Source organism: Aeromonas sp. QDB63, from assembly GCF_027707425.1.
Taxonomy (GTDB): domain Bacteria; phylum Pseudomonadota; class Gammaproteobacteria; order Enterobacterales; family Aeromonadaceae; genus Aeromonas; species Aeromonas caviae.
In genome coordinates, this window is sequence record NZ_JAPCIS010000010.1 from 1 (window position 1) to 23,919 (window position 23,919).

The following is a 23,919-nucleotide window of genomic DNA, read 5'->3' on the forward strand; positions in this document are numbered from 1 at the left end:
ATGCTGGAGATATCAGAAGTGCGAATGCTGACGTAAGTAACGATAAAGGGGGTGAAAAGCCTCCTCGCCGGAAGACCAAGGGTTCCTGTCCAACGTTAATCGGGGCAGGGTGAGTCGACCCCTAAGGTGAGGCCGAAAGGCGTAATCGATGGGAAGCAGGTTAATATTCCTGCACGACTTGTAATTGCGATGGGGGGACGGAGAAGGCTAGGTGGGCCAGGCGACGGTTGTCCTGGTGAAAGTGCGTAGGTGGTGTTTCTAGGCAAATCCGGAGACACAACACTGAGACACGAGACGAACGCACCACGGTGCGGAAGCCATTGATGCCCTGCTTCCAGGAAAAGCCTCTAAGCTTCAGATTACAAGTCATCGTACCCCAAACCGACACAGGTGGTCGGGTAGAGAATACCAAGGCGCTTGAGAGAACTCGGGTGAAGGAACTAGGCAAAATAGAACCGTAACTTCGGGAGAAGGTTCGCTCTTGATGGTGAAGTCCCTTGCGGATGGAGCTGTCGGGAGTCGCAGTGACCAGATGGCTGGGACTGTTTATCAAAAACACAGCACTCTGCAAACACGAAAGTGGACGTATAGGGTGTGACACCTGCCCGGTGCCGGAAGGTTAATTGATGGGGTTAGCGCAAGCGAAGCTCTTGATCGAAGCCCCGGTAAACGGCGGCCGTAACTATAACGGTCCTAAGGTAGCGAAATTCCTTGTCGGGTAAGTTCCGACCTGCACGAATGGTGTAACCATGGCCATGCTGTCTCCACCCGAGACTCAGTGAAATCGAATTCGCCGTGAAGATGCGGTGTACCCGCGGCTAGACGGAAAGACCCCGTGAACCTTTACTACAGCTTGGCACTGAACATTGAACCTACATGTGTAGGATAGGTGGGAGGCTTTGAAGGCGTGACGCCAGTTGCGCTGGAGCCGTCCTTGAAATACCACCCTTGTATGTTTGATGTTCTAACGCAGGGCCCTGAATCGGGCTCGCGGACAGTGCCTGGTGGGTAGTTTGACTGGGGCGGTCTCCTCCCAAAGAGTAACGGAGGAGCACGAAGGTTGGCTAATCCTGGTCGGACATCAGGAGGTTAGTGCAATGGCATAAGCCAGCTTAACTGCGAGACGGACAGGTCGAGCAGGTACGAAAGTAGGTCATAGTGATCCGGTGGTTCTGAATGGAAGGGCCATCGCTCAACGGATAAAAGGTACTCCGGGGATAACAGGCTGATACCGCCCAAGAGTTCATATCGACGGCGGTGTTTGGCACCTCGATGTCGGCTCATCACATCCTGGGGCTGAAGTCGGTCCCAAGGGTATGGCTGTTCGCCATTTAAAGTGGTACGCGAGCTGGGTTCAGAACGTCGTGAGACAGTTCGGTCCCTATCTGCCGTGGGCGTTGGATGATTGAAGGGAGTTGCTCCTAGTACGAGAGGACCGGAGTGAACGAACCTCTGGTGTTCGGGTTGTCACGCCAGTGGCACTGCCCGGTAGCTAAGTTCGGAATCGATAACCGCTGAAAGCATCTAAGCGGGAAGCGAGCCCTGAGATGAGTCATCCCTGACCCCTTGAGGGTCCTAAAGGGCCGTTGGAGACCACAACGTTGATAGGTGGGGTGTGTAAGCGTAGCGATACGTTGAGCTAACCCATACTAATTACCCGTGAGGCTTAACCATACAACACCCAAGAAGTGTTCAGAGACTTGTAGCAGATACCGAGAACGAATAACTAAATCAGCTTTTTCAGATTGAAGATTTTTGCCTGGCGGCAATAGCGCAGTGGAACCACCTGACCCCATGCCGAACTCAGAAGTGAAACGCTGTAGCGCCGATGGTAGTGTGGCATTCGCCATGCGAGAGTAGGACACTGCCAGGCACCCAATTTTAGATTACGCATTGAGCGTGGTCTTTACCGGTTAGTGTGCTGATATGGCTCAGTCGGTAGAGCGCATCCTTGGTAAGGATGAGGTCCCCAGTTCGATTCTGGGTATCAGCACCATTTTCAAGCAGTACAGCTTTTGCCTGACGGCAATAGCGCCGTGGAACCACCTGATCCCATGCCGAACTCAGAAGTGAAACGCGGTAGCGCCGATGGTAGTGTGGCATTCGCCATGCGAGAGTAGGACACTGTCAGGCACCTATTCAGAAGAGGCCTCCCATACGGGAGGCCTTTTTGCATTTCTGTCCTCCCGCCGCAATTCCCTGCTTCTATTTCAGTAAAAATGCTGGGCTATCAAGGGATTGCTCGTTACTCTTTAGCCGTTGCCCGATGAACACGTGATGCTGCCTGCGAGGTATTGATGGCTACGTTGAAGGAAATTGCACAGGAGGCGGGGGTATCGCTTGCTACCGTATCCCGTGTGCTGAACGAGGATCCCAGCCTGAGCGTCAAGGACGAGACCAGGCAGAAGATCTTCGAGATTGCAGAGCGGCTGGAGTACAAGACCAGCAGCGCCCGCAAAGGGGTGCACAAGAGCAAGCTGCAGCTCCTGGCTGTCTACGCCTATCCCCAGAGCACCGAGGTCAACGATCCCTATTACCTCGCTATCCGCTACGGCATCGAGACCCAGTGCACCCGCCTCAACATCGAGCTGGCCCACTGCTACAACGGTGCCGAGGGGCGTGAGCTCTCTGCCGTCGATGGCATCCTGGTCATCGGCCATCTGCCGGAAGAACGGCTGGCCGTGCTGCGCGGCCTGTCTGCCCAGCTGGTGTTCGTGGATTGCCGCTCTCAGGGCGATTTTGACTCGATTGACGTGGATCTGGCACTCATCAGCCAGCAGGTAGTGGACTTCTTCATCGCCGAGGGCCATCAGCGCATCGGCTATATCGGTGGCCAGGATGATGGCCCGGATCTGCGGGAACTCGCCTTTCGCGATTATGGCCAGCGGCTTGGCGTGGTGCAGGAGAGCGACCTCTATCGCGGAGACTTCTCCAGCGCTTCCGGCTACAAGCTGGCGAAGGAGATGCTGGCTGGCGACTGGCCCAGGGCGCTGTTCGTTGCCTCCGACTCCATCGCCATCGGCGTGCTGCGTGCCATTCACGAGAAGGGACTGGCGATTCCCCAGCAGATCGAGCTTATCAGCGTCAACGATATCCCGACCGCCAAGTTCACCTTTCCGCCCCTCTCCACGGTGCGGATCCACTCCGAGTTGATGGGCTCCCAGGGGGTCAATCTGCTGGTTGAACGGCTGCGTGACGAGCGGGACATTCCGCTGCGGGTGCTGGTACCGAGCAAATTGACTCTGCGCGGTACTACACGATAGTTTTAGTAAAATACCTCTGTTTTTAGTCGCACCACCTTGCGGTGGTGCGACATCTCTCCCAAGTAAACCGCTTTCCCATATCTTCTAATAAACTCATATCATATTGTTTTATAGTTAATTTAATTACATCATGGCCTGCTGTTATCAACATCCATGCCACTCATCTATACCTTGCCCTCCTTTGTCTCCCGCTTCTGATCTCGCTCACAAAACCATCCACTCACTGTGATCAGGTTAAAACTTTACCGATCTAAAACTGATATTTAGTAAATGTTTATCTAGAGTTTACCCAGTTAACGTTGCCTTGTTCCGGGAGGACATGTGAATAACTGGGAAAACGTCCAATTCGTTGGTGAAAACAGGCTGGCCCCGCGAGCCTACTTCTTCTCTTATGCCGACCACGGGCTGGCGGCCACCATGCAGCGCGAGCTGAGCCGCCGTTTTCTGAGCCTGAGCGGCCAGTGGCAGTTCCACTACTTCGACCATCCCCTGCAGGTGCCGGAGGCCTTCTATCACAGCCCCATGAGCGAGTGGGGCCAGATCACCGTGCCCAACATGTGGCAGATGGAAGGACATGGTCAGCTGCAGTACACCGACGAGGGTTTTCCCTTCCCCATCGATGTGCCCTTCGTGCCGACCAACAACCCCACCGGCGCCTATCAGCGCAGCTTCACGCTGAGCCCGGCCTGGGAAGGCGAGCAGGTGATCATCAAGTTCGACGGGGTGGAGACCTACTTCGAGGTCTATGTAAACGGCCACTACGTCGGCTTCAGCAAGGGGAGCCGCCTCACCGCTGAGTTCGACATCAGCGCCTACGCCAACATCGGCGAGAACCTGCTGTCGGTGCGGGTGATGCAGTGGGCGGACTCCACCTATATCGAAGATCAGGACATGTGGTGGATGGCGGGGATCTTCCGCGACGTCTATCTGGTGGGCAAACCGGCCGCCCATGTGCAGGACTTCTTCATCCGCACCGCGCTGGCGGATGGCAATCAGATTGCCGGCCAGAGCGCCACCCTGAGCTGCGATATCCAGTTGGAAAATCTTGGTGCGCCCGCCCGTGATCACCGCCTGGTCTGGTCGCTGCTGGATCAGGGCAGCGAGATCGCCAGTGGCACACTCGACCATCTCGCCATCGATGGCAAGTGTGACTGCCGCTTCACGCTGGATCTGGCCAACCCCCATCTGTGGAGCGCCGAAGATCCTTACCTCTATCAGCTGCAACTCTCCCTCTACAACGGTCAGGGTGAGCTGCTGGAGGTGATCCCGCAGCGGGTCGGGGTGCGTGAAATCACCGTCAAGGATGGGCTCTTCCATGTCAACGGCCACTACCTCAAGCTGCACGGGGTGAACCGCCACGACAACGACCACCTCAAGAGCCGTGCGGTCGGCATGGATCGGGTGGAGCGCGATATCGTGCTGATGAAGCAACACAACCTCAACTCGGTGCGCACCGCCCACTACCCGAACGACCCGCGCTTCTACGAGCTGTGCGACCAGTACGGCCTGTTCGTGATGGCAGAGACCGATGTGGAGACCCACGGCTTTGCCAACGTCGGCGATCTCAGCCGCATCACCGACGACTCCTTCTGGGAGCCGGTGTTCGTGGACAGGATCGAGCGCCACGTGCACGCCCAGAAGAACCACCCCTCCATCATCATCTGGTCGCTGGGCAACGAGTCCGGCTACGGCTGCAACATCAGAGCCATGTACCAGCGCTGCAAGGCGATCGACCCGACCCGGCTGGTGCACTACGAAGAGGATCGTGACGCCGAGGTGGTGGATGTGGTGAGCACCATGTATTCCCGCGTCTCCCAGATGAACTGCTTCGGCGAGTTCCCGATGGCGAAGCCGCGCATCCTCTGCGAATACGCCCACGCCATGGGCAACGGCCCGGGTGGCCTCAGCGAATACCAGCAGGTGTTTGACCGCCATCCCCACATTCAGGGCCACTACATCTGGGAGTGGTGCGATCACGGCATTCTGGATCAGGACGAGCAGGGGCGCCCGGTCTACAAGTACGGCGGCGACTACGGCGACTACCCCAACAACTACAACTTCTGCATGGATGGCCTCATCTATCCGGATCAGACCCCGGGGCCGGGCCTGCGCGAATACAAGCAGGTGATCTGCCCGGTCAAGGTGCGGGCACTGGATCTGGCGAGTGGCGGGCTTGAGCTGGAAAACCGCTACTGGTTCTCCAATCTTGACGACATCCGCCTGGTGGTCGAGGTAAAGGCCGAAGGCGAGCTGCTGGCCAGCCAGCAAATCCGGTTGGAAGGGGTGGCCCCCGGTGCCACCACCGAGTTGCAGCTCGAACTGCCATTCCTCGATGGGCGGGAAACCTTCGTCCAGCTGCGGGTCATCAAGGCCACCGCCACCCGCTACAGCGCGGCGGAGCACGAGCTGGGTCAGTACCAGTTCCAACTGAAGGCATCGACTCGCCAGCTGCAGCCCTTTGCCAATCCCAATGCCACCCCGTTGCATATCGCCGATGAGCGCCTTGACCTGACCCTAAGTGGCAGCGGTTTTGCCCTGCGTTTCTCACGCCTCGACGGCAAGCTGGTGAGCTGGCAGCAGGATGGCAATGAGCTCATCGAGCGCTCGCCGCGCCTCACCTTCTTCAAGCCGATGATCGACAACCACAAGCAGGAGTACGAGAGCCTGTGGCACCCGAACCACCTGCAGATCATGCAGGAGCACTTCCGCACCTTAAGCTGGCGCCAGCTGGGTGAGGCGGTCGAGGTGACGGTGGAGAGCCTGATCGCGCCGCCGGTGTTCGACTTCGGTATGCGCTGCCGCTACGTCTACACCCTGAGCCCGAACGGCCAGCTGCACGTTGCGCTCTCCGGTCAGCCCTACGGCGGCTATGACGACATCATCCCCAAGATCGGCTTCGAGCTGGGCATTCGTCAGGATCTCGACCGGGTGCACTACTACGGCATGGGGCCGGGCGAAAACTATCAGGACAGCCGCCAGAGCAACTGGATCGACAGCTTCCAGAGCACCGTCAGCGAGATGTGGGAGCACTACCCCTTCCCACAGGATAACGGCAACCGCCAGCAGGTGCGCTGGGCGACCCTGACCAACCGTCACGGCGCCGGTCTCTACGTGCGACCCGATGCCCCCATCAACCTGAGCGTCTGGCCCTACAGCTGGGAGCATATCCACGCGGCGCAGCACATCAATGAGCTGGAGCCGAGTGATTATCTCACCCTCAATCTGGATCACAAGGTACTGGGGCTCGGCTCCAACTCCTGGGGCTCCGAGGTACTGGACTCCTGGCGGGTGCGCTTCGAGCCGTTCAGCTTCGGTTTGACCCTGCTGCCCATCTCCCGTGGCAACCTCAATCCGGCTGCGCTGGCCGGGCTCGATCTCACCATCAACGGCGGGAGGAACCTCGCATGATCACCCTGGACAACCTGACCCTGTTCAAAAACATCTACCGAGAGGGCAAGAAGTGGGGCCGCTGCGTGGAGGCCATCAACAACCTGCCAAACCTCAAGCCCGGAATCTGCCACTCCATCGGTGACTCCCTCACCTACCGCTTGCAGGAGGGGGCCAGCCCAGCCACCTCGTTGTTCGAGGGGCAGCGCCGCTACTTCGACGTTCACTACTACCTGGAAGGAGCAGAGACGGTGGAGTGGGCAGCCAAGAGCGAGCTGGCGGTCGAGCAGGCCTATGACGACACCACAGACCGCGAGTGGCTGGCAGGCGAGGTGCGTGAGCGCCAGCAGGTCGGCAACGGGCAGGTGGTGATCTTCGAGAACGACGAGGCCTACCGATTCGTCGGCGACAGCCCGGTGCGCAAGGTGATCATCAAGGTCACCGTCGAAGGCGGCTACTTCAAGAACAAATAACAAGCCGCTGGTTCTGCACTGATAAAAGCCGGAAGGGCGGGGCTCACCCTACACATCATGCCCCGCTCTTTCGCTAGATAACTACAGGTCTGGAGATGCACCATGTCTGATTCCAAACGCAATACGATAGGCAAGTTTGGTCTGCTGTCGCTCACCTTCGCGGCGGTATTCAGCTTCAACAACGTCATCAACAACAACATCGAGATCGGTCTGGCCTCGGCCCCGATGTTCTTTCTGGCCACCATTTTCTACTTCATTCCGTTTTGCCTGATCATTGCGGAGTTCGTGTCACTGAATAAAAACTCCGAAGCGGGGGTGTATGCCTGGGTGAAGAGTTCCCTCGGCGGGCGCTGGGCCTTTATCTCCGCCTACACCTACTGGTTCGTGAACCTCTTCTTCTTCACCTCCTTGCTGCCGCGGGTCATCGCCTACGCCTCCTATGCCTTCCTCGGCTATGAGTACATTCTCACTCCGGTGGCGACCACGGCGTTAAGCATGGTGCTGTTTGCCTTTGCCACCTACGTCTCCACCAACGGCGCCAAGATGCTCGGCCCCATCACCTCGGTGACCTCGTCCCTGATGCTGCTGCTGACCCTCTCCTACATCCTGCTGGCAGGTGCGGCTCTGGTGGGCGGCGTGCAGCCCGCCGACCCCATCACGGTAGAGGCCATGGTCCCCGATTTCAGCTGGGCCTTCCTCGGCATCACTACCTGGATCTTTATGGCAGCCGGTGGCGCCGAGTCGGTGGCGGTCTACGTCAATGACGTGAAGGGCGGCTCCAAGTCCTTCGTGAAGGTGATCATCGTCGCTGGGATCTTTATCGGCGTGCTCTACTCCATCGCATCCCTGTTGATCAACGTGTTCGTCCACAGCGACACCCTGAAATACACCGGCGGCTCGGTGCAGGTGTTTGAGGGGCTGGCGGCCCATTTCGGCCTGCCGGAGATCCTGATGAATCGCTTCGTCGGGCTGGTCTCCTTCACCGCCATGTTCGGCTCCCTGCTGATGTGGACGGCGACCCCGGTGAAGATCTTCTTCTCCGAAATCCCGGCCGGCATCTTCGGCAAGAAGACGGTCGAGCTGAACGAGAACGGCGTGCCCGCCCGCGCAGCCTGGATCCAGTACCTCATCGTGCTGCCGCTGATGGTGATCCCGACCCTGGGCTCCAACACAGCGCAGGATCTGATGAACACCGTCATCAACATGACCGCCGCCGCCTCCATGCTGCCGCCGCTGTTCATCATGCTGGCCTACCTCAATCTGCGGCTGAAGCTCGACCACCTGCCGCGGGATTTCAAGATGGGCTCGCGCTCCACCGGCATCGCCGTGGTCTCGGTGCTGATCGTCCTCTTCTCGGTGGGCTTCCTCGCCTCCACCTTCCCGACCGGCGCCGACATCATGACCATCGTCTTCTACAACGTCGGCGGGATCGTGATTTTCCTCGGCTTCGCCTGGTGGAAATACAACCGATACGAGGCCTCCCTCAGCGCCGAGGCGCGCGCGAAAGAGGCCGAGCTAGCGGCGCAGGTCGTCATCCAGCCGTCATGACCCCCATCAAACCGGGTGGCCGTTGGCCACCCGCAAACCGTTGAACCAGAAAAGGAAAAGTGCATGAGCGAGACGATCGAGTTTGCCGAATTCAAACGGGTCGAGATGAAGGTGGGCAAGGTGCTGGAGGTGGTGCGCCACCCCGGGGCCGACAAACTCTACATCGTCCAGATCGACGTAGGGGGCGAGCGGCCGCTGCAGACCGTCACCAGTCTGGTGCCTTACTACAGCGAAGAGGAGCTGATGGGCAGCCAGGTGGTGGTACTGACCAACCTCAAGCCCACCAGGATGCGCGGTGAGCGTTCCGAGTGCATGTTGCTCTGCGCCGAGACCCCGGACGAGAGCCAGAGCGTGCTGTTGCAGCCGCGGGTGCCGATGGCGCCGGGCACCCCGATCGTCTGAACGGGATTGCGAGCCGGTGCGGGAGACGGCACCGGTTCAGCAACGAGGCCGCCCACGCGGCCCGATCATAACAAGAGAGTAAAGCGCGGGGCCGACAGACCCTTGCCAAACACATCACAGAGTCACAGCGTTACCCGCAGGGAGCGCGAGTCCACTGGAGGACACCATGTCTGAATCCGTACGCGGCACCATAGGCAAGTTTGCCCTGTTGTCGATGACCTTTGCCGCCGTGTTCAACGTGCGCAACATCGTCAACAACAACATCGAGCTGGGGCTCAGTTCCGCCCCCATCTTCCTGCTGGCGACCCTCGTCTACTTCATCCCGTTCGTTTTCATCATTGCCGAGTTCGTCTCGGCCAACAAAAACTCCGAGTCGGGGATGTACGACTGGCTGAAAAAGCCGCTAGGCACCCGGATGGCCTATCTGGGTTCGTTTCTCTACTGGTTCGTGAACCTGTTCTGGTTCGTCTCCCTGCTGCCCAACGTCATCGCCTACGCCTCCTACGCCATGCTGGGCTATGAGTACAGCTTCTCCCCCATGGTCACCTCGGTCATCTCCATCGTGCTGTTTGCAGCGGCGACCCACATCTCCACCAAGGGGGCGAGCTGGCTGGGAAAGATTGCCGAAATAGTGGCCTACGGCGTCTTCGCCCTGTTCGCCATCTATGTGCTGGGCGCCCTGATGGCTCTGAGTGGGGATCATGTGCCGGCCCAGCCCATCACGCTGGAGGCGATGACTCCCACCGTCAACTGGGCGACGCTGGGCATCATGTGCTGGATCTTCCAGGCGGCGGGTGGTGCCGAGACCGCGGCGGCCTACCTCAATGACGTGAAGGGGGGCCAGAAGTCCTTCATCAAGGTGATCATCAGTGCGGGTATCGTCATCGGTGCCATGTATGCGGTCGGTTCCCTGCTGGTGAACGTGTTCGTGCCGCGCGAGAGCCTCACCTATGCCGGCGGCATGGTGGAGATCTTCACCGGCATGGCCCAGTACTTCGGGCTCTCCGAGGCGCTGGTGGGCCGCTTCGTCGGCGTGGTGCTGTTCATCGCCATGTTCGGCTCCATGATGATGTGGACCTCGGCGCCGGTGAAGATCCACTTCTCCGAGATCCCGCAGGGGGTTTACGGCGAGAAGACCACCCAGCTCAACGAGCACGGCGTGCCGGTGCGCGCCGCCTGGTGGCAGTTTGTCTTCGTGTTCGTGATGCTGGTGGTCAATGGCTTCGGCTCGGAATCGGTGCAGCAGATGATGAACACCGCCATCAACCTCACCGCCGGTACCGCCATGCTGCCGCCGATCTTCATCATGGTGGCCTACTTCGTGTTCCGCTGGAAACATGACGACACCCCCCGCGAGTTCCGCATGGGGTCGCGCACCTTCGGGATGGCGGTGGTGTCGGTGCTGATCGCCATCTTCGTGGTGAGCATGAGCGCCTCCGCCTTCCCGGCCGGGGTGGATCTGGTGCGCGCCTTCTTCATCAACGTCTTCATGACGGCGGTCTTCTCGGCGCTGGCCTACTGGTGGATCTCCCGCTTCGAGAAGCGCCAGGCCCGCAAGTCAGGTGGCAACGAGAAGAAAGCGGGCAGCGGCACCCTGGCCAGCCAGCGCTGACCGGCATGTGGCAAACAGGAGACGGGCGGCCTTGGTCGCCCGTTTTTTGTTGGCCGGATCCGGGGCCGGAGGGGCAAACTCGTTTAGTTTTGCTGTGAGAATGTGCGTTATCGTTTAACAAAATGAAACAAATGAGGCTGCCGCTCAACTTTGCACCACAGGGTGTTCGGGGTAAGCTTGTCCCTTCGTATCCGGGGTCGCAGTCTGATGACGCCTTCCCCGTGCCCTGTCGTCCCCATCCCGTGCGGGACGCGCTTTCTCTGGAGACTCCCCGTGCGTCTGGATCCCTTTACCTCTGTACTGATTGTGGTGGTCGCGCTGGCCTCCTTCTTCCCCTGCGAGGGGCAGGTGGCCGTCTGGTTTGGTCTGCTGACCAAGCTGGCGGTGGCGCTGCTCTTCTTCATGCATGGTGCCAAGCTGTCGCGCCAGAACCTGCTGGCGGGCCTCGGCCACTGGCGGCTGCACCTGGTGGTGATGGCGAGCACCTTCCTGCTCTTCCCGCTGCTGGGGCTGCTGCTCACGCCCCTGGTGCCCCAGTGGCTGAGCCCGGCTATCTATCTCGGCTTCCTCTACCTGTGCGCCCTGCCCGCCACCGTGCAATCGGCCATTGCCTTCACCTCCATGGCGGGGGGCAATGTGTCGGCGGCGGTGTGCAGCGCCTCGGCCTCCAGCATCCTCGGCATCTTCCTCTCGCCGGTGCTGGTGGGGCTGATGATCAATGTGCAGGGGGAGGGGGTCGATACCTGGCACTCCATTCAGGCCATCATGGTGCAGCTGATGCTGCCCTTCGTGGTGGGCCACCTGTCGCGCCCCCTCATCGGTGGCTGGGTTGACAGCCATCGACCGCTCATCGGCAAGCTGGACCAGAGCTCTATCCTGCTGGTGGTCTATGTGGCCTTCAGCGAGGCGGTGGTGCAGGGGATCTGGCACCAGGTCGGCTGGTACGATCTCGCCAGCATCGTGATGCTGAGTTGCGTGCTGCTGGCGCTGGTGCTGGGGTGGAACGTCTGGATCAGCCGTCGCCTCGGTTTCGACAAGGCGGACGAGATCACCATCGTCTTCTGCGGCTCCAAGAAGAGCCTGGCCAACGGGGTGCCCATGGCCAACGTCATGTTCCCCGCCGCCAGTGTCGGGGTCATGGTGCTGCCCCTGATGATCTTCCACCAGATCCAGCTGATGGTGTGCGCCGTGCTGGCCCGCCGCTACCGCGAGCAGGAGGCGGTGCCCCAGGTACAGGAGGGGTAAGTCGTCTGGATAAAGAAGAGGGAGGCCATGGGCCTCCCTCTTTCGTTTGCCGCGTCGTCAGCGTTTGCGCCAGACGGTGAGCTGAGCCACCGTGTGCTGGTACTTGCGGGCGGTCTCGCGGATGACGAAGGGGACGTCCCTCGGGGGCATGTGCTCCTCGAACTCCTCCGCCAGCAGCCGTTGCAGCGCCTGATAGGTGCCGAGGGCCTCGCCGTTTTCCCGGATGCCGCCGAGCCAGTTGGCCTTGGGGGTGTAGTCGGTCAGCCAGGTGTAGGGGCTGGTGAGCACCAGCAGGCCGCCGCTGCGAAGGCGCGGAGCAATGTCCCGCAGGAAGCGGGCGGGCTCCCGCAGCCGGTCGATGAGGTTGGAGGCGAGCACCAGATCGTAGTCGCCGTATCTGGGCTTGAGGTTGCAGGCATCCCCCTGGCTGAAGTGGACCCGCTCGCTCTGCTCGCGACCAAGCTCGTGGCGGGAGAGGCGCGCCTCGCAATATTCCACCAGATCCCCTTCCACCGGCACCGCATAGCGGAAGCTGTCCTGTCTTGCCAGGGTCAGGGCCACGTCGATGAAGCGGGCCGAGTAGTCCACCCCGTCCACGTGGGCGAAGCGGCGAGCCAGTTCGAAGCTGGCGCGGCCGGTGGCGCAGCCGATATCCAGCGCCCGCTCATGGCGGCCGCAGAGCTCGCTGGCAAGACCGGCCAGAGCCTCGGCGTAGTTGGCGACCCCGAAGTGGCTCGGGCCGTACTGGAAGTCGAGGTACTGAGCGACGAGCGTGTCGGTTTCATAAGGATTCACGATGATGGGCTCCTGATAGCGTGAGACCAGGTAGCGGAAGCCCGCGTGCTGGAAGAAGTGGCGACGGAAGGCGTAGCGGGAGGACTTGAGCGCCTCGTTGCCGGTGCTGATCCAGCTCCCGCCCTTGATGAGGGTGTGTTTGCCGTCGAAGGTGGGGGTGGAGAAGTCGTCGTAGAGGGGATGCACCTTGAACCCCTCGAAGCCGTCGATGGCGGTGCTGGTCCACTGCCAGACGTTGCCCACCAGATCGAAGAAGCTGCCCTGGGGGCAGGCATCCACCGGACAGGAGGAGGCGAAGCGGGCCAGATTGATGTTGCCGGGGGCCTCCATCCAGTCGGGCTGATCGCCGGCCAGTTGCTCCCGCAGCAGCATCCACTCCCCCTCGCTTGGCAACTGGACGGGCAGGCCGGTCTGATCCGCCTTCCAGCGGCAGAAGGCGGCGGCCTCCAGCTGGTTCACCTCCACCGGCCAGTCCCAGGGCATGGGGACCTGCTCGGTCATCAGCCGCAGTTGCAACTGCTCGGGTTCATTGGGATCGCCGACCCAGAAGGTGGGCATGCGGGCGTTGGCATACTGGCGCCAGCCCCGGCCCTCGTCGTCCCACCAGGCGGGCGCTTCATATCCGCCCGCCTGCACGAAGGCCAGGTACTCGGCGTTGCTCACCAGCATGCGGCTGGCCTGGAAGGGGGCCAGCTCGATGTGGCGCTTGCCGTATTCGTTGTCCCAGCCGTAGGTGGCGTCCTGTTTGCCGAGCCGCACCTGGCCGCCGGCCACCGGCAGCAGGGTGTTGACGGGGACGGCGGCGAGATCGTGGCGCGCCTCGGGGCAGACCGGCCACTGGGGCTGGCTGCGCACCCAGGCCAGCGGCAGCTGGCGGATCAGCACGCTGGAGGTCTCGAGGTGGATGCGCTCGTGCTCTATCCCCATCAGGATGACCCAGGCCGGGCTCTGCCAATGGATGGGCAGCTCGATTGGCATCCGCTCGATGAAATCACACACCAGGGCGCGCACCCGGCCCCGATAGTCGCGCAGCTCGGCCACCGTGGGCCAGTCGTAGTGGGTTTCGTCCAGATCGTCCCAGCTCATCTCGTCCACCCCGATGGCGACCAGGGCCTCGATGCGGGGGTCGAGCCGACTCTCGATGAGACGGGCCGCCAGCAGCTTGTTGACGAAGAAGGCGGCGGTATGGCCGTAGTAGAAGATGAGTGGGTGGCGCAGGGGGATCGCCTTGTTGAACCAGGCCCGCTCGTCGGCCAGGCAGTCGAACAGCGAGTCGTAGAGATCGAAGGTCTGGCAGAAGTAGGCGAGCAGCTCGCGGCGCTTGTGGTCGGGATCGTCGCCGGTCAGCAGCGGGGTGCGGGTGGGGGCAGGCAGGCCCGGATGGACGAATGGGTGGCTGGCTTGGGTCACGCTCTGACTCCTTGTTGATTCTGGCGGGTGAAGCAGCGATGGAGTGCTCTATACGCACCAGGTATCACTATTGGCTCAACGAACCGGGGCGGCAACCAAAAAAATGGGTCAACACCCCCCTTCGGGTGTGGTCAGATTGACCAGATTGTGGTCTGAATGGCTCTTTGTTATGGACCCTTCGAGCCTCGAAATATTGAAATGGATAGATAAATCATGATGTTAGCCATATGGCACAGGGTTTGCTGATTGCCACTCACCTGCCGCGCCGTGCGGCAAAGAGGAAACGAGGAGTAGCGGGATGAAATGGATGCTGGGAGTGGTGCTGGCCCTGGGACTGACCGGATGCAGCTGGCAGGATGACGTCAAGGTGCGCGGGGAGGGGGCCGTGGTGGAGCAGCAGCATCCCCTGGGGCATGAGGTGACCCGGGTGCTGGCGGGCGTGCCCGCCAACCTGTACCTGGTGGCGGGAGAGAGCCACACCCTCAGGGTCAAGGGGGAGGCCAACCTGCTGCCCTATCTGGTGCTCACCGAGAAGGGGGAGAAGCTGGAGATCGAGGTCAAGGATGGCTACCGGCTCGACCCCACCCAGCCGCTGGAGATCACCATCACCCTGCCGACGCTGCACGAGTTGGCACTGGCGGGGGTTGGCAACGGCGCCTTGCGCGACTTCAAGGGGGATGATCTGGTGCTCTCCCTGGCGGGCACGGGGGACATCGTCGCCAGCGGGCTGACGCTGGATCGGCTGGAGGGCAACATCGCCGGGCTGGGCAACCTGGATCTGGGGCAGGGCTCCGCCCGGGTGATGGCGCTGAACATCGCCGGCGCCGGTGGCGTCAAGGGGGCCGGGCTCGCCAGCGAGGAGGTCGAGGTGAGCATCGCCGGCAGTGGCGAGGTCGAGGTGCGGGCCCGGTCGCGGCTCAAGATAGAGATCGCCGGTGCCGGTGCGGTCAACTACTGGGGCAGCCCAGCGCTGACCAGCGAGATCGCGGGCTCGGGTCAGGTGAGCCGGTTGGGGAGCTGATCCCATCACCGCAACAATGAAAAAGGCCCCTCGGGGCCTTTTTTGCAGGATGCGACATCGTGGGACGACACCTCACTCGAGGGGGAGTGAGAGGCCCAGATCGGCGTTCAGGCGCATCAGCAGCCACTGCATGCCGGCGAGGTGCTGGTGGTCATGGCTGACGAGCAGGCGCACCAGACCGTCCAGGGTCACCTCCCCATAGCCGCCATAGCGGGCGCGGCGCTGCCAGGCGTCGGACGGTACCGTCTTCAGCCATTCGACGGTCTGCAGGCGAGCGGTACGAAAGCGCTCCAGCTGCGCGGCGGGATCCTGCGAGGGGTAATCATGGTCCAGCGCCAGCTGATAGCCATCGAGGGAGGCGAGCTCCGGCAGGCTTTCCGCCAGGGTGCGACGAAACCGCACCTGATAGCCCAGCACTTCGATGTCCAGCAGGTGGCAGAGGTGCCCCCTGGCACTGAAACGCTCGGAGGGGATCCCGGCCCAGTTGGCGGGTTCCCAGTCCAGACGGTCGGTGGGGACCTGTGCCAGCAGCCGCTCGAACTGGTCCGGCATGGCCAGCAATGTGGTGAAGAGAGGCATCCTTGTCTCCTGTTTCCGGGTGAATGGCCGCCCGCTGACGGGGGGCGGCCACGAGCGGGTCAGCCTCAGGCCGGTTCGCCCAGGTGGTTGGCGTGAAAGCGCAGGTGCGCCTCGATGAAGCTCGCCACGAAGTAATAGCTGTGGTCGTAGCCGGCATGGCGGTTGAGCGTCAGGGGCCACGCCCGGGTGGCGGCCACTTCGGCCAGGGTGTCGATGCCGAGCTGCTCCGCCAGGAAGGGGTCGTCCAGCCCCACGTCCACCAGGGTCGGCAGGGGCGGGCTGTCGTGGTGGCGCAGCAGCTGGCAGGTATCCCACTCCTGCCACAGCAGGGGGTTGTTGCCGAGGTAGGCGCCGAGGGCCTTCTGGCCCCAGGGGCAGCGGCTCGGGTGGCTGATGGGGCTGAAGGCCGACACCGAGCGGTAGCGACCCGGCTCGCGCAGGGCGGCGATGAGGGCGCCGTGGCCTCCCATGGAGTGGCCGCTGATGGCGCGCTTCGTCGAGACCGGGAAGTGGGTCTCGATGAGCTCGGGCAGCTCCCGGGTGACGTAATCGTACATCTGGTAGTGATCCCGCCAGGGGGTCTGGGTGGCGTTGACGTAGAAACCCGCCCCCATGCCGAGGTCATAGCCGGGATCGTCCGCCACCCCTTCACCGCGGGGGCTGGTGTCCGGCGCCACCAGAGCGATGCCGAGCTCGGCGGCGATGCGCTGGGCCCCGGCTTTTTGCATGAAGTTCTCGTCGGTGCAGGTGAGACCGGAGAGCCAGTAGAGCACCGGCACTTTCTGGCCGGTGAGGGCCTGGGGCGGCAGGTAGATGGCGAAGCGCATCTCGCACCCCAGCACATTGGAGCGGTGGCGATACTGCTTGTGCCAGCCGCCGAAGCTCTTGTTGCTGCTGATGATGTCCAGATTCATGTAAGGACTCCTTGCCCCGCCCATGCATCGATGGGCGGGGCGCTCATGGGATCAGTAGTGGATGACGGTGCGGATGCTCTTGCCTTCGTGCATCAGATCGAACGCCTCGTTGATCTGCTCGAGGGGCATGGTGTGGGTGATGAAGTCGTCCAGCTTGAACTCACCCTGCATGTAGCGCTGTACGTAGCTCGGCAGCTCGCTGCGACCGCGCACGCCCCCGAAGGCGCTGCCGCGCCACACCCGGCCGGTGACCAGCTGGAACGGACGGGTGCTGATCTCCTGGCCCGCACCGGCCACGCCGATGATGACGGATTCGCCCCATCCCTTGTGGCAGCACTCCAGTGCCGCGCGCATCACCTTGACGTTGCCGATGCACTCGAAGGAGAAGTCGACGCCGCCGTCGGTCATCTCGACGATCACCTCCTGGATGGGCTTGTCGAACGTGTTCGGGTTGATGCAGTCGGTGGCGCCCAGCTTGCGGGCCAGTTCGAACTTGCTCTCGTTGATGTCGATGGCGATGATGCGGCCGGCCTTGGCCAGGCGCGCGCCTATGATGGCGGAGAGGCCGATGCCCCCCAGCCCGAAGATGGCGACGCTCTCACCCTCTTTCACCTTGGCGGTGTTCATCACGGCGCCGATGCCGGTGGTGACGCCGCAGCCCAGCAGGCAGACCTCTTCCAGCGGGGCGGCCGGATCCACCTTGGCGATGGAGATCTCGGGCAGTACCGTGTATTCGCTGAAGGTAGAGGTGCCCATGTAGTGGTAGATGGGCTGGCCGTCCTTGGAGAAGCGGGTGGTGCCGTCCGGCATCAGCCCCTTGCCCTGGGTGGCGCGGATCTTCTGGCACAGGTTGGTCTTGCCGGATTTGCAGAACTTGCACTCGCCGCACTCGGGGGTGTAGAGCGGGATCACGTGATCGCCGACCTTGACGCTGGTGACGCCCTCGCCGACGGACTCGACGATACCGCCCCCTTCATGGCCCAGGATGCAGGGGAAGACCCCTTCCGGATCTTCACCGGAGAGGGTGAAGGCATCGGTGTGGCAGACGCCGGTCGCGACGATGCGCACCCGCACCTCGCCGGCCTGGGGCGGCATGACCTCGACCTCTTCGATGGAGAGGGGCTGACCCGGTCCCCAGGCGATGGCGGCTTTACACTTGATGCTCTGAACCTGTGCCATGAATGACGTCCTCGTAGTGGTTGGATGAACGGAAATGAGTTCGGAGATCCAGTGTAGTTTCCCGCCGATTTGGTGATAATAACGCTAAGTATCAAATCACTTTTACACACAGGTAATAATGTTCGGCTGGGAAGGGGTCTGTGAATTTGTCAGCGTGGCGGAGCAGGGGGGCTTTACCCCGGCCGCGCGCAAGCTCGGGGTGTCAGTGGCCCAGGTGAGCCGCCAGGTGGCGCAGCTCGAAGACAGGCTGCAGGCCAAGCTGCTGTTGCGCACCACCCGCCAGGTGCGTCTCACCGAACTCGGGGAGATCTATTTTCGCCACTGCCGCCAGCTGCTGGACAACCTCTACGAGGCGGAGCTGGCGGTGGGACGCCATCAGGCGGTGCCCCAGGGCTCCTTGCGCATCACGGCCCCGGTCTCCTACGGCGAGAGCCGCATCGCCCCCCTGGTGAACGACTTCATGGTGCGCTTCCCCCAGCTGGAGGTGACCCTCAACCTCACCAACCAGTTGCTGGATCTGGTGCACGAGGGGTTCGATCTGGCGATCCGCCTCGGCCACCTCAAGGATTCGACCCTGGTGGCCCGCAAGCTGGCGCAGCGGGTACCCTATGTGTGCGCCTCCCCCGCCTACACCGCCCGCCACGGCATGCCCAACAGTCTCTCGGAGCTGGCCCGTCACACCTGCCTGGTGGGCAACGGGGACGAGTGGCACTTCACCCTGAACGGTAAACCCCACAGCGTGCGGGTACGCGGTCTGCTTCAGTGCAACAGCGGCCACGCCCTGCTGGATGCGGCCATCAAGGGGATCGGCATCATCCAGTTGCCGGACTACTACGTGAGCGACCACCTCGCCCGGGGGGAGCTCATCGAGCTGCTGCCGGAGCTGCGGGCCCCCGAGGAGGGGATCTGGGCCCTCTATCCCCACAACCGCCACCTCTCCCCCAAGGTGCGGCTGCTGGTGGACTATCTGGCCGAGCGCCTCAGTGATCCCCATCAACCCGCCCTGGTGCGCCCCATCGGCTGAGCCGTCGCCCGAAAAAGAAAAGGCCCGCATGTGCGGGCCTTTTGCATGGCATGAAGGGCGGGGCTATTCCCGCTCCTTGACGTAGGGGGTGCCGAGGGCCTTGGGGGCCACCGCCTTGCCGATGAAACCGGCCAGCAGGAAGACCGTCAGGATGTAGGGCAGCGCCTCGATGGCCTGCACCGGGATCGGGAAATCGCCGATGCTGACCCCTTGCAGCCGGATGGCGACCGCGTCGAGGAAGCCGAACAGCAGACAGGCCGCCATGGCGTTCCAGGGGCGCCACTTGCCGAACACCAGGGCCGCCAGCGCCATGAAGCCCTTGCCCGCGCTCATGTTGGGGATGAACTGGGCGGTCTGGGCCACCGCCAGATAGGTGCCCCCGATCCCCGCCAGCAGGCCGCCGATGATGAGGGCGGTGTAACGCATGCGCACCACGGAGATACCGGCTGTATCCACCGCGGCCGGAGCCTCGCCCACCGCCCGCAGCCGCAGGCCGAAGCGGGTGCGGAACAGCACCCACCAGGCCAGGGGCACGGCGGCGAAGGCCACGTACTCCAGCAGGGAGTGACCGCTCAAGAGCTCGCTGTAGAGCTGGCCGATGACGGGCACGTCATAGAGCTCCTTGGCATAGGGCAGGTCGATGGGGGCGAAGCGCGCCGCGCCGGAGAGCGCCGGGGTCTGGCCCCCCTGATCGAACCAGTAGCGCCCCAGGGTCACGGTGAGACCGGCCGCCAGGATGTTGATGGCCATGCCGCTCACCACCTGATCACCCCGGTGGGTGATGGTGGCGAAGCCGTGCAGCAGGGCGAACAGGATGGAGATCCCCACCCCGACCCCCAGCCCAATCCAGGCGGAACCGGTGACGGCGGCGGCCGCCGCACTGGCGAAGGCGGAGGCCAGCAGCTTGCCCTCCAGGGCGATGTTGACCACCCCGGAGCGTTCACAAAACATCCCGGCCATAGCGGCAAGAATGAGCGGCGGCGCGGTGCGGATGGTGGCGTCCAGCATCAGGATCAACATTTCGAACATGATCAGGCTCCTTTCACTTGGGCGGCCGGGCGGTTGGCAAAGGCCAGATAGGCCTGCTCGATGCGCGGGCGCAGCATGTGTTCCAGGGCGCCGCAGAACAGGATCACCAGACCCTGCAGCACCACGACGATGTTGCGGTCCACCCCGAACTCGAAGCTGAGCTCGGCGCCGCCCTGGTAGAGGAAGCCGAACAGCAGGCTGGCGATGATGACGCCGACCGGGTGGTTGCGACCCATCAGGGCCACCGCGATGCCGGTGAAGCCGAAGCCTTCCACGAAGTTGAGCTTGATCTGGTGCAGCTCACCCTGCAGCACGTTGAGGGCGAAAAAGCCCGCCAACATGCCGGAGATCACCATGGCCAGGATCACCACCTTGGGGTAGGAGATGCCCGCATAGGCGGAGGCACTCTGGCTTGCGCCCACGGAGCGGATCTCGTAGCCCCAGCGGGTATGCCAGATGAAGACCCACACCAGGGCCGCACAGATCAGCGCCCAGAAGAAGCTGATATTGAGCGGGCTGTTCGGCACCGTCACGCCGACCGCCGCCAGCAGCTCGCTCATCTTCGGCAGCCAGCTCGCCACGGCGAACACCTTGCTCTCGGTCGCCATGGATCCTGGCGGCTTGAAGACGTCGACCAAGAGGTAGGCCATCAGGGAGGCGGCGATGAAGTTGAACATGATGGTGGTGATGACGATGTGGCTGCCCCGCTTGGCTTGCAGCCAGGCCGGGATGAAGGCCCAGGCCGCGCCGAACAGGCCGCCGGCGATGATGGCGAGCGGCAGCAGCAGGGCGAACGGCAGCACGTCCCCGAGCAGCAGACAAACCAGACCGACCCCGAGGCCGCCGATATAGGCCTGCCCTTCACCGCCGATGTTGAACAGGCCGGCGTGGAAGGCCACCGCCACCGCCAGACCGGTGAAGATGAAACCGGTGGCGTAGTAGAGGGTGAAACCTATCCCCTCGCCGGTGCCGAAGGCGCCGTACCACATGATTTCGGCTGCCTCGATGGGGCTGATGTCGAGGTAATAGAACAGGATGGCCGACACCAGGAAGGCCAGCAGGATATTGACTGCGGGCAGCACGCCCACGGATATCCAGGCAGGAACACGTGCTTGGCTCATGAATGGGCCTCCTTGATATCGTCGGGGACTGGTGTGTTGACCATCATCAGGCCGAATCCGTTACAAGTGGTTGTGACCTTCATGATGTGGCTCCTTGTGATTGGCTTGCCGCCACGTCGTCAGGAACTATGTTCGCCATCATCAGGCCGATGGTGCGTTCATCCGCCCTGGCGCCGTCCAGCTCGCCGACGATGCGGCCATCGGCGATGACCAGAATGCGGTCGGAGAGGCTCATGATCTCGTCCAGCTCCACCGACACCAGCAGCACCGCCTTGCCCTTGTCGCGCATGGCGATGATCTGCTGGTGGATGTACTCGATGGCGCCGATGTCGACACCCCGGGTCGGCTGGCCGACCAGCAGCACATCCGGGTCCTGCTCCACTTCCCGGGCGATCACCAGCTTCTGCTGGTTGCCGCCGGAGAAGTTGGCGGTCTTGTGCTCCGGGCTCGGCGGGCGCACGTCCCACTTGTCCATCTTGGCCTGGCAATCCTGGCGGATCGCCTCCTTGTCCTGCAGCCAGCCCTTGTTGTACTGGGCACGGCGGTGATAACCGAGGATGAAGGCCTCTTTCGCCTCGAAGCGGTTGATGAGCCCCATCTTGTGCCTGTCTTCCGGGATGTGGCCGAGGCCGAAGTTGCGCACCTGCTCCGGGTCGGCCGGGTGGCTCTGGCTCACCTCGTGGCGCTGCGCCCCGGCGATGGTGAAGCCGCCCTTGCTGGGCTTGAGGATGCCGCCGAGCATGCTGAGCAGCTCGGACTGGCCGTTGCCGGAGACCCCGGCGATGCCGACCACTTCCCCCGCCCGCACCTCGAAGCTGACGGATTTGACCCGTTCCACCCCGGCGTCATCGACGTAAGAGAGGCCCTCGACCTTGAGCTTGGCCTCGCCCGGCTGGGCGGTGCCCTTGTCGACCTTGAGGCGCACCTTGCGGCCCACCATCAGCTCGGCGAGCTGCTCCTTGTCGGTATCCTTGGTGGCGACGTGAGCCACCATTTCACCCCGGCGCATGATGGAGACCTGATCCGTGATGGCCAGGATCTCCCGCAGCTTGTGGGTGATGAGGATGACGGTCGCCCCCTGATCCCGCAGCTTTTTCAGCACCTCGAACAGGTGATCCGCCTCTTGCGGGGTCAGTACCCCGGTGGGCTCGTCGAGGATCAGGATGCGGGCACCGCGATAGAGCGCCTTGAGGATCTCGACCCGCTGTTGCAGGCCCACCGGCAGATCCTCGACCTTCTCGTGCAGCGGCACCTCGAGACCATAGTCCCGTGCCAGCTCGCCCAGCAGCTTCTCGGCGGCCGCCAGGCTCTTGCCCAGGCGCCAGCCGTTCTCGGCCCCCAGGATGACGTTTTCCAATACGGTAAAGTTGTTCACCAGCATGAAGTGCTGGTGCACCATGCCCACCCCGGCGGCAATCGCATCTTGGGAGCCATGGGGTTTGAAGGGGTTACCGTCGATCAGCATCTCGCCTTTGTCGGCGTGGTAGAAACCGTAAATGATGCTCATCAGGGTCGACTTGCCGGCGCCATTTTCGCCGACGATGCCGTGAATGCTGCCTTTACGAACCTGAAGGTCGATCTGCTTGTTGGCGTACACGTCGCCAAAGCGCTTATCGATACCTCTTAATTCGATGGCATAGCGATCTGTCTGGTCCATGATGCAGTCCTTGCGGGTCATGAAGTAGAGACTAAAAACCGGCCCGTACGGGCCGGTCTGGATTGAGAGTCGTAGCAGAGACTCAGTACTTGCAGGATCAGTACTTACAGGAGTTGTCGCTCATGTAGTCGTGCACCTTGATCTTGCCGGCGATGATGTCGGCCTTGATGGCTTCGACCTTGGCCTTCATCTCCGGGGTGATCAGCTTGGCGTTGTTCTCGTCCAGCGCCCAGTCAACACCGCCTTCGGCCAGACCCAGGGACTGGATACCCGGCTTCCAGCTGCCCTTGGCGGCGTCATCCCAGCTCTTGTATGCGGCCAGACCCACGGACTTGACCATGGAGGTCAGCATGGTGCCCGGTTGCAGGTGGTTCTGGTTGGAATCCACACCGATGGCCAGCTTGCCTTCGTCCTTGGCAGCCTGATAGACACCGATCCCGGTGCCACCGGCGGCGGCATAGACCACATCGGCGCCCTTGGCGAACTGGGACTTGGCCAGTTCTGCACCCTTGGCCGGGTCGGCGAAGGCTGCCGGGGTGGAGCCGGTCATGTTCTGATAGACGTCGATCTTCGGATTGATGTACTTGGCGCCTTGCTCATAGCCGCACTGGAACTTGCGGATCAGCGGGATGTCCATGCCGCCCACGAAGCCGACCTTGCCGGTCTTGGAGGCGATGGCCGCCAGGGCACCCACCAGGAAGGAACCTTCATGCTCCTTGAAGATGAGGGACTGGACGTTCGGCTTGTCGACCACCATGTCGATGATGGTGAACTGGGTGTTCGGGAATTCGGTGGCAACCTTCTCTACCGCGGAACCCATGTTGAAGCCGACGGCGACGATGGGGCCGTTGCCACGGCTGGCCAGACGACGCAGGCCCTGCTCGCGCTGGGCTTCGTTCTGGGGTTCGAACTCCTTGACCTTGACGCCTTTGTCCTTGTTGTAGACTTCGACGCCGTTGCGGAACACGGCTTCGTTGAAGGACTTGTCGAATTTGCCTGCGGTGTCATAGATGACGGCGGGCTCGGAGGCTGCCTGGGCGGACAGGGCAGCGAGGGTGAGGGCGGCCACGGTGGCCAGCTTGAGCACTTTAGTCACGATCGTATCCTTGATTGTTATGTGAGGGTCCACAACCTGTCTTGGCAGGTCATAAAGCACGCTGGCTAACTGTAAGTGAGCCAGCCCGTTGGTCAAGGGGATCATAGAGGAAAAACGTTTGCGTTAACGGTTTGAAATATAAGCAAATTGCCTTATAAGTGTTT

General features: G+C 62.2%; 17 protein-coding genes, 1 tRNA gene and 3 rRNA genes. 13 read left to right on the forward strand and 8 right to left on the reverse strand.

What is annotated here, in order from left to right; genetic code table 11:
• The 11 genes from PG879_RS08845 to PG879_RS08895 all read left to right on the forward strand — a co-directional run.
• A 23S ribosomal RNA gene (locus tag PG879_RS08845) occupies positions 1-1,674 on the forward strand; the annotation flags it as partial.
• 84 nt (positions 1,675-1,758) lie between these two features.
• Positions 1,759-1,873, forward strand: a 5S ribosomal RNA gene (rrf, locus tag PG879_RS08850).
• A 47-nt stretch (positions 1,874-1,920) separates the two neighbouring features.
• Positions 1,921-1,996 (forward strand) — tRNA-Thr (locus PG879_RS08855).
• Positions 1,997-2,018: 22 nt separating this feature from the next.
• A 5S ribosomal RNA gene (gene rrf / locus PG879_RS08860) occupies positions 2,019-2,133 on the forward strand.
• Between the two features lie 164 nt (positions 2,134-2,297).
• Positions 2,298-3,263 carry a transcriptional regulator EbgR gene (gene ebgR, locus PG879_RS08865; protein ID WP_041214116.1) on the forward strand — a complete coding sequence of 322 codons (966 nt, stop codon included), beginning with the start codon at positions 2,298-2,300 and terminating at the stop codon, positions 3,261-3,263.
• Between the two features lie 321 nt (positions 3,264-3,584).
• Positions 3,585-6,671 (forward strand): beta-galactosidase subunit alpha, encoded by a 3,087-nt coding sequence (gene ebgA / locus PG879_RS08870; protein WP_270830016.1) that lies wholly within the window; start codon positions 3,585-3,587, stop codon positions 6,669-6,671.
• Entirely contained in the window at positions 6,668-7,123 is a 456-nt protein-coding gene (locus PG879_RS08875; protein WP_143238221.1) for a beta-galactosidase subunit beta, read from the forward strand. Before ebgA ends, PG879_RS08875 begins: the two co-directional genes overlap by 4 nt.
• Before the next feature lie 102 nt (positions 7,124-7,225).
• Positions 7,226-8,671 (forward strand): amino acid permease, encoded by a 1,446-nt coding sequence (locus PG879_RS08880; RefSeq protein WP_270830018.1) that lies wholly within the window; start codon positions 7,226-7,228, stop codon positions 8,669-8,671.
• Positions 8,672-8,734: 63 nt separating this feature from the next.
• A complete protein-coding gene (locus tag PG879_RS08885) occupies positions 8,735-9,073 on the forward strand; it encodes a tRNA-binding protein (RefSeq protein ID WP_039039549.1) in 339 nt (112 codons plus the stop codon).
• A gap of 166 nt (positions 9,074-9,239) precedes the next feature.
• Complete coding sequence (locus tag PG879_RS08890; protein WP_270830020.1) at positions 9,240-10,685, forward strand: amino acid permease; 1,446 nt, start codon at positions 9,240-9,242, stop codon at positions 10,683-10,685.
• A gap of 273 nt (positions 10,686-10,958) precedes the next feature.
• Positions 10,959-11,930 carry a bile acid:sodium symporter family protein gene (locus PG879_RS08895; RefSeq protein ID WP_270830021.1) on the forward strand — a complete coding sequence of 324 codons (972 nt, stop codon included), beginning with the start codon at positions 10,959-10,961 and terminating at the stop codon, positions 11,928-11,930.
• Positions 11,931-11,987: 57 nt separating this feature from the next.
• Here the strand turns inward: PG879_RS08895 and ovoA are convergent, their stop codons facing one another.
• On the reverse strand, positions 11,988-14,135 hold the full coding sequence (gene ovoA / locus PG879_RS08900; RefSeq protein ID WP_270830023.1) for a 5-histidylcysteine sulfoxide synthase: 2,148 nt from the start codon (positions 14,133-14,135) through the stop codon (positions 11,988-11,990).
• Between the two features lie 298 nt (positions 14,136-14,433).
• Between ovoA and PG879_RS08905 the strand changes: the two genes are divergently transcribed.
• Positions 14,434-15,156 carry a GIN domain-containing protein gene (locus PG879_RS08905; protein ID WP_151027800.1) on the forward strand — a complete coding sequence of 241 codons (723 nt, stop codon included), beginning with the start codon at positions 14,434-14,436 and terminating at the stop codon, positions 15,154-15,156.
• A gap of 72 nt (positions 15,157-15,228) precedes the next feature.
• Here the strand turns inward: PG879_RS08905 and PG879_RS08910 are convergent, their stop codons facing one another.
• From PG879_RS08910 to PG879_RS08920, 3 genes are all read right to left on the reverse strand, one after another.
• Positions 15,229-15,735 (reverse strand): DinB family protein, encoded by a 507-nt coding sequence (locus PG879_RS08910; protein WP_270830025.1) that lies wholly within the window; start codon positions 15,733-15,735, stop codon positions 15,229-15,231.
• 65 nt (positions 15,736-15,800) lie between these two features.
• Positions 15,801-16,649: an S-formylglutathione hydrolase gene (gene fghA, locus PG879_RS08915; protein WP_048209184.1), complete on the reverse strand. Its 849-nt coding sequence runs from the start codon at positions 16,647-16,649 to the stop codon at positions 15,801-15,803.
• A 51-nt stretch (positions 16,650-16,700) separates the two neighbouring features.
• A complete protein-coding gene (locus PG879_RS08920; protein ID WP_010672469.1) occupies positions 16,701-17,828 on the reverse strand; it encodes an S-(hydroxymethyl)glutathione dehydrogenase/class III alcohol dehydrogenase in 1,128 nt (375 codons plus the stop codon).
• A gap of 118 nt (positions 17,829-17,946) precedes the next feature.
• Here PG879_RS08920 and PG879_RS08925 point away from each other — a divergent pair, with 118 nt between their 5' ends.
• A complete protein-coding gene (locus PG879_RS08925) occupies positions 17,947-18,852 on the forward strand; it encodes a LysR substrate-binding domain-containing protein (protein WP_039039541.1) in 906 nt (301 codons plus the stop codon).
• Between the two features lie 63 nt (positions 18,853-18,915).
• Here the strand turns inward: PG879_RS08925 and PG879_RS08930 are convergent, their stop codons facing one another.
• From PG879_RS08930 to PG879_RS08945, 4 genes are all read right to left on the reverse strand, one after another.
• A complete protein-coding gene (locus tag PG879_RS08930) occupies positions 18,916-19,881 on the reverse strand; it encodes an ABC transporter permease (RefSeq protein WP_010672471.1) in 966 nt (321 codons plus the stop codon).
• A 2-nt stretch (positions 19,882-19,883) separates the two neighbouring features.
• Complete coding sequence (locus PG879_RS08935) at positions 19,884-21,002, reverse strand: ABC transporter permease (RefSeq protein ID WP_039039540.1); 1,119 nt, start codon at positions 21,000-21,002, stop codon at positions 19,884-19,886.
• A gap of 79 nt (positions 21,003-21,081) precedes the next feature.
• Positions 21,082-22,659 (reverse strand): ABC transporter ATP-binding protein, encoded by a 1,578-nt coding sequence (locus tag PG879_RS08940; protein ID WP_041212351.1) that lies wholly within the window; start codon positions 22,657-22,659, stop codon positions 21,082-21,084.
• Positions 22,660-22,756: 97 nt separating this feature from the next.
• Positions 22,757-23,755, reverse strand: coding sequence for a BMP family lipoprotein (locus PG879_RS08945; RefSeq protein WP_039039539.1), 999 nt, complete (start codon positions 23,753-23,755; stop codon positions 22,757-22,759).
• Positions 23,756-23,919: the final 164 nt, after the last annotated feature.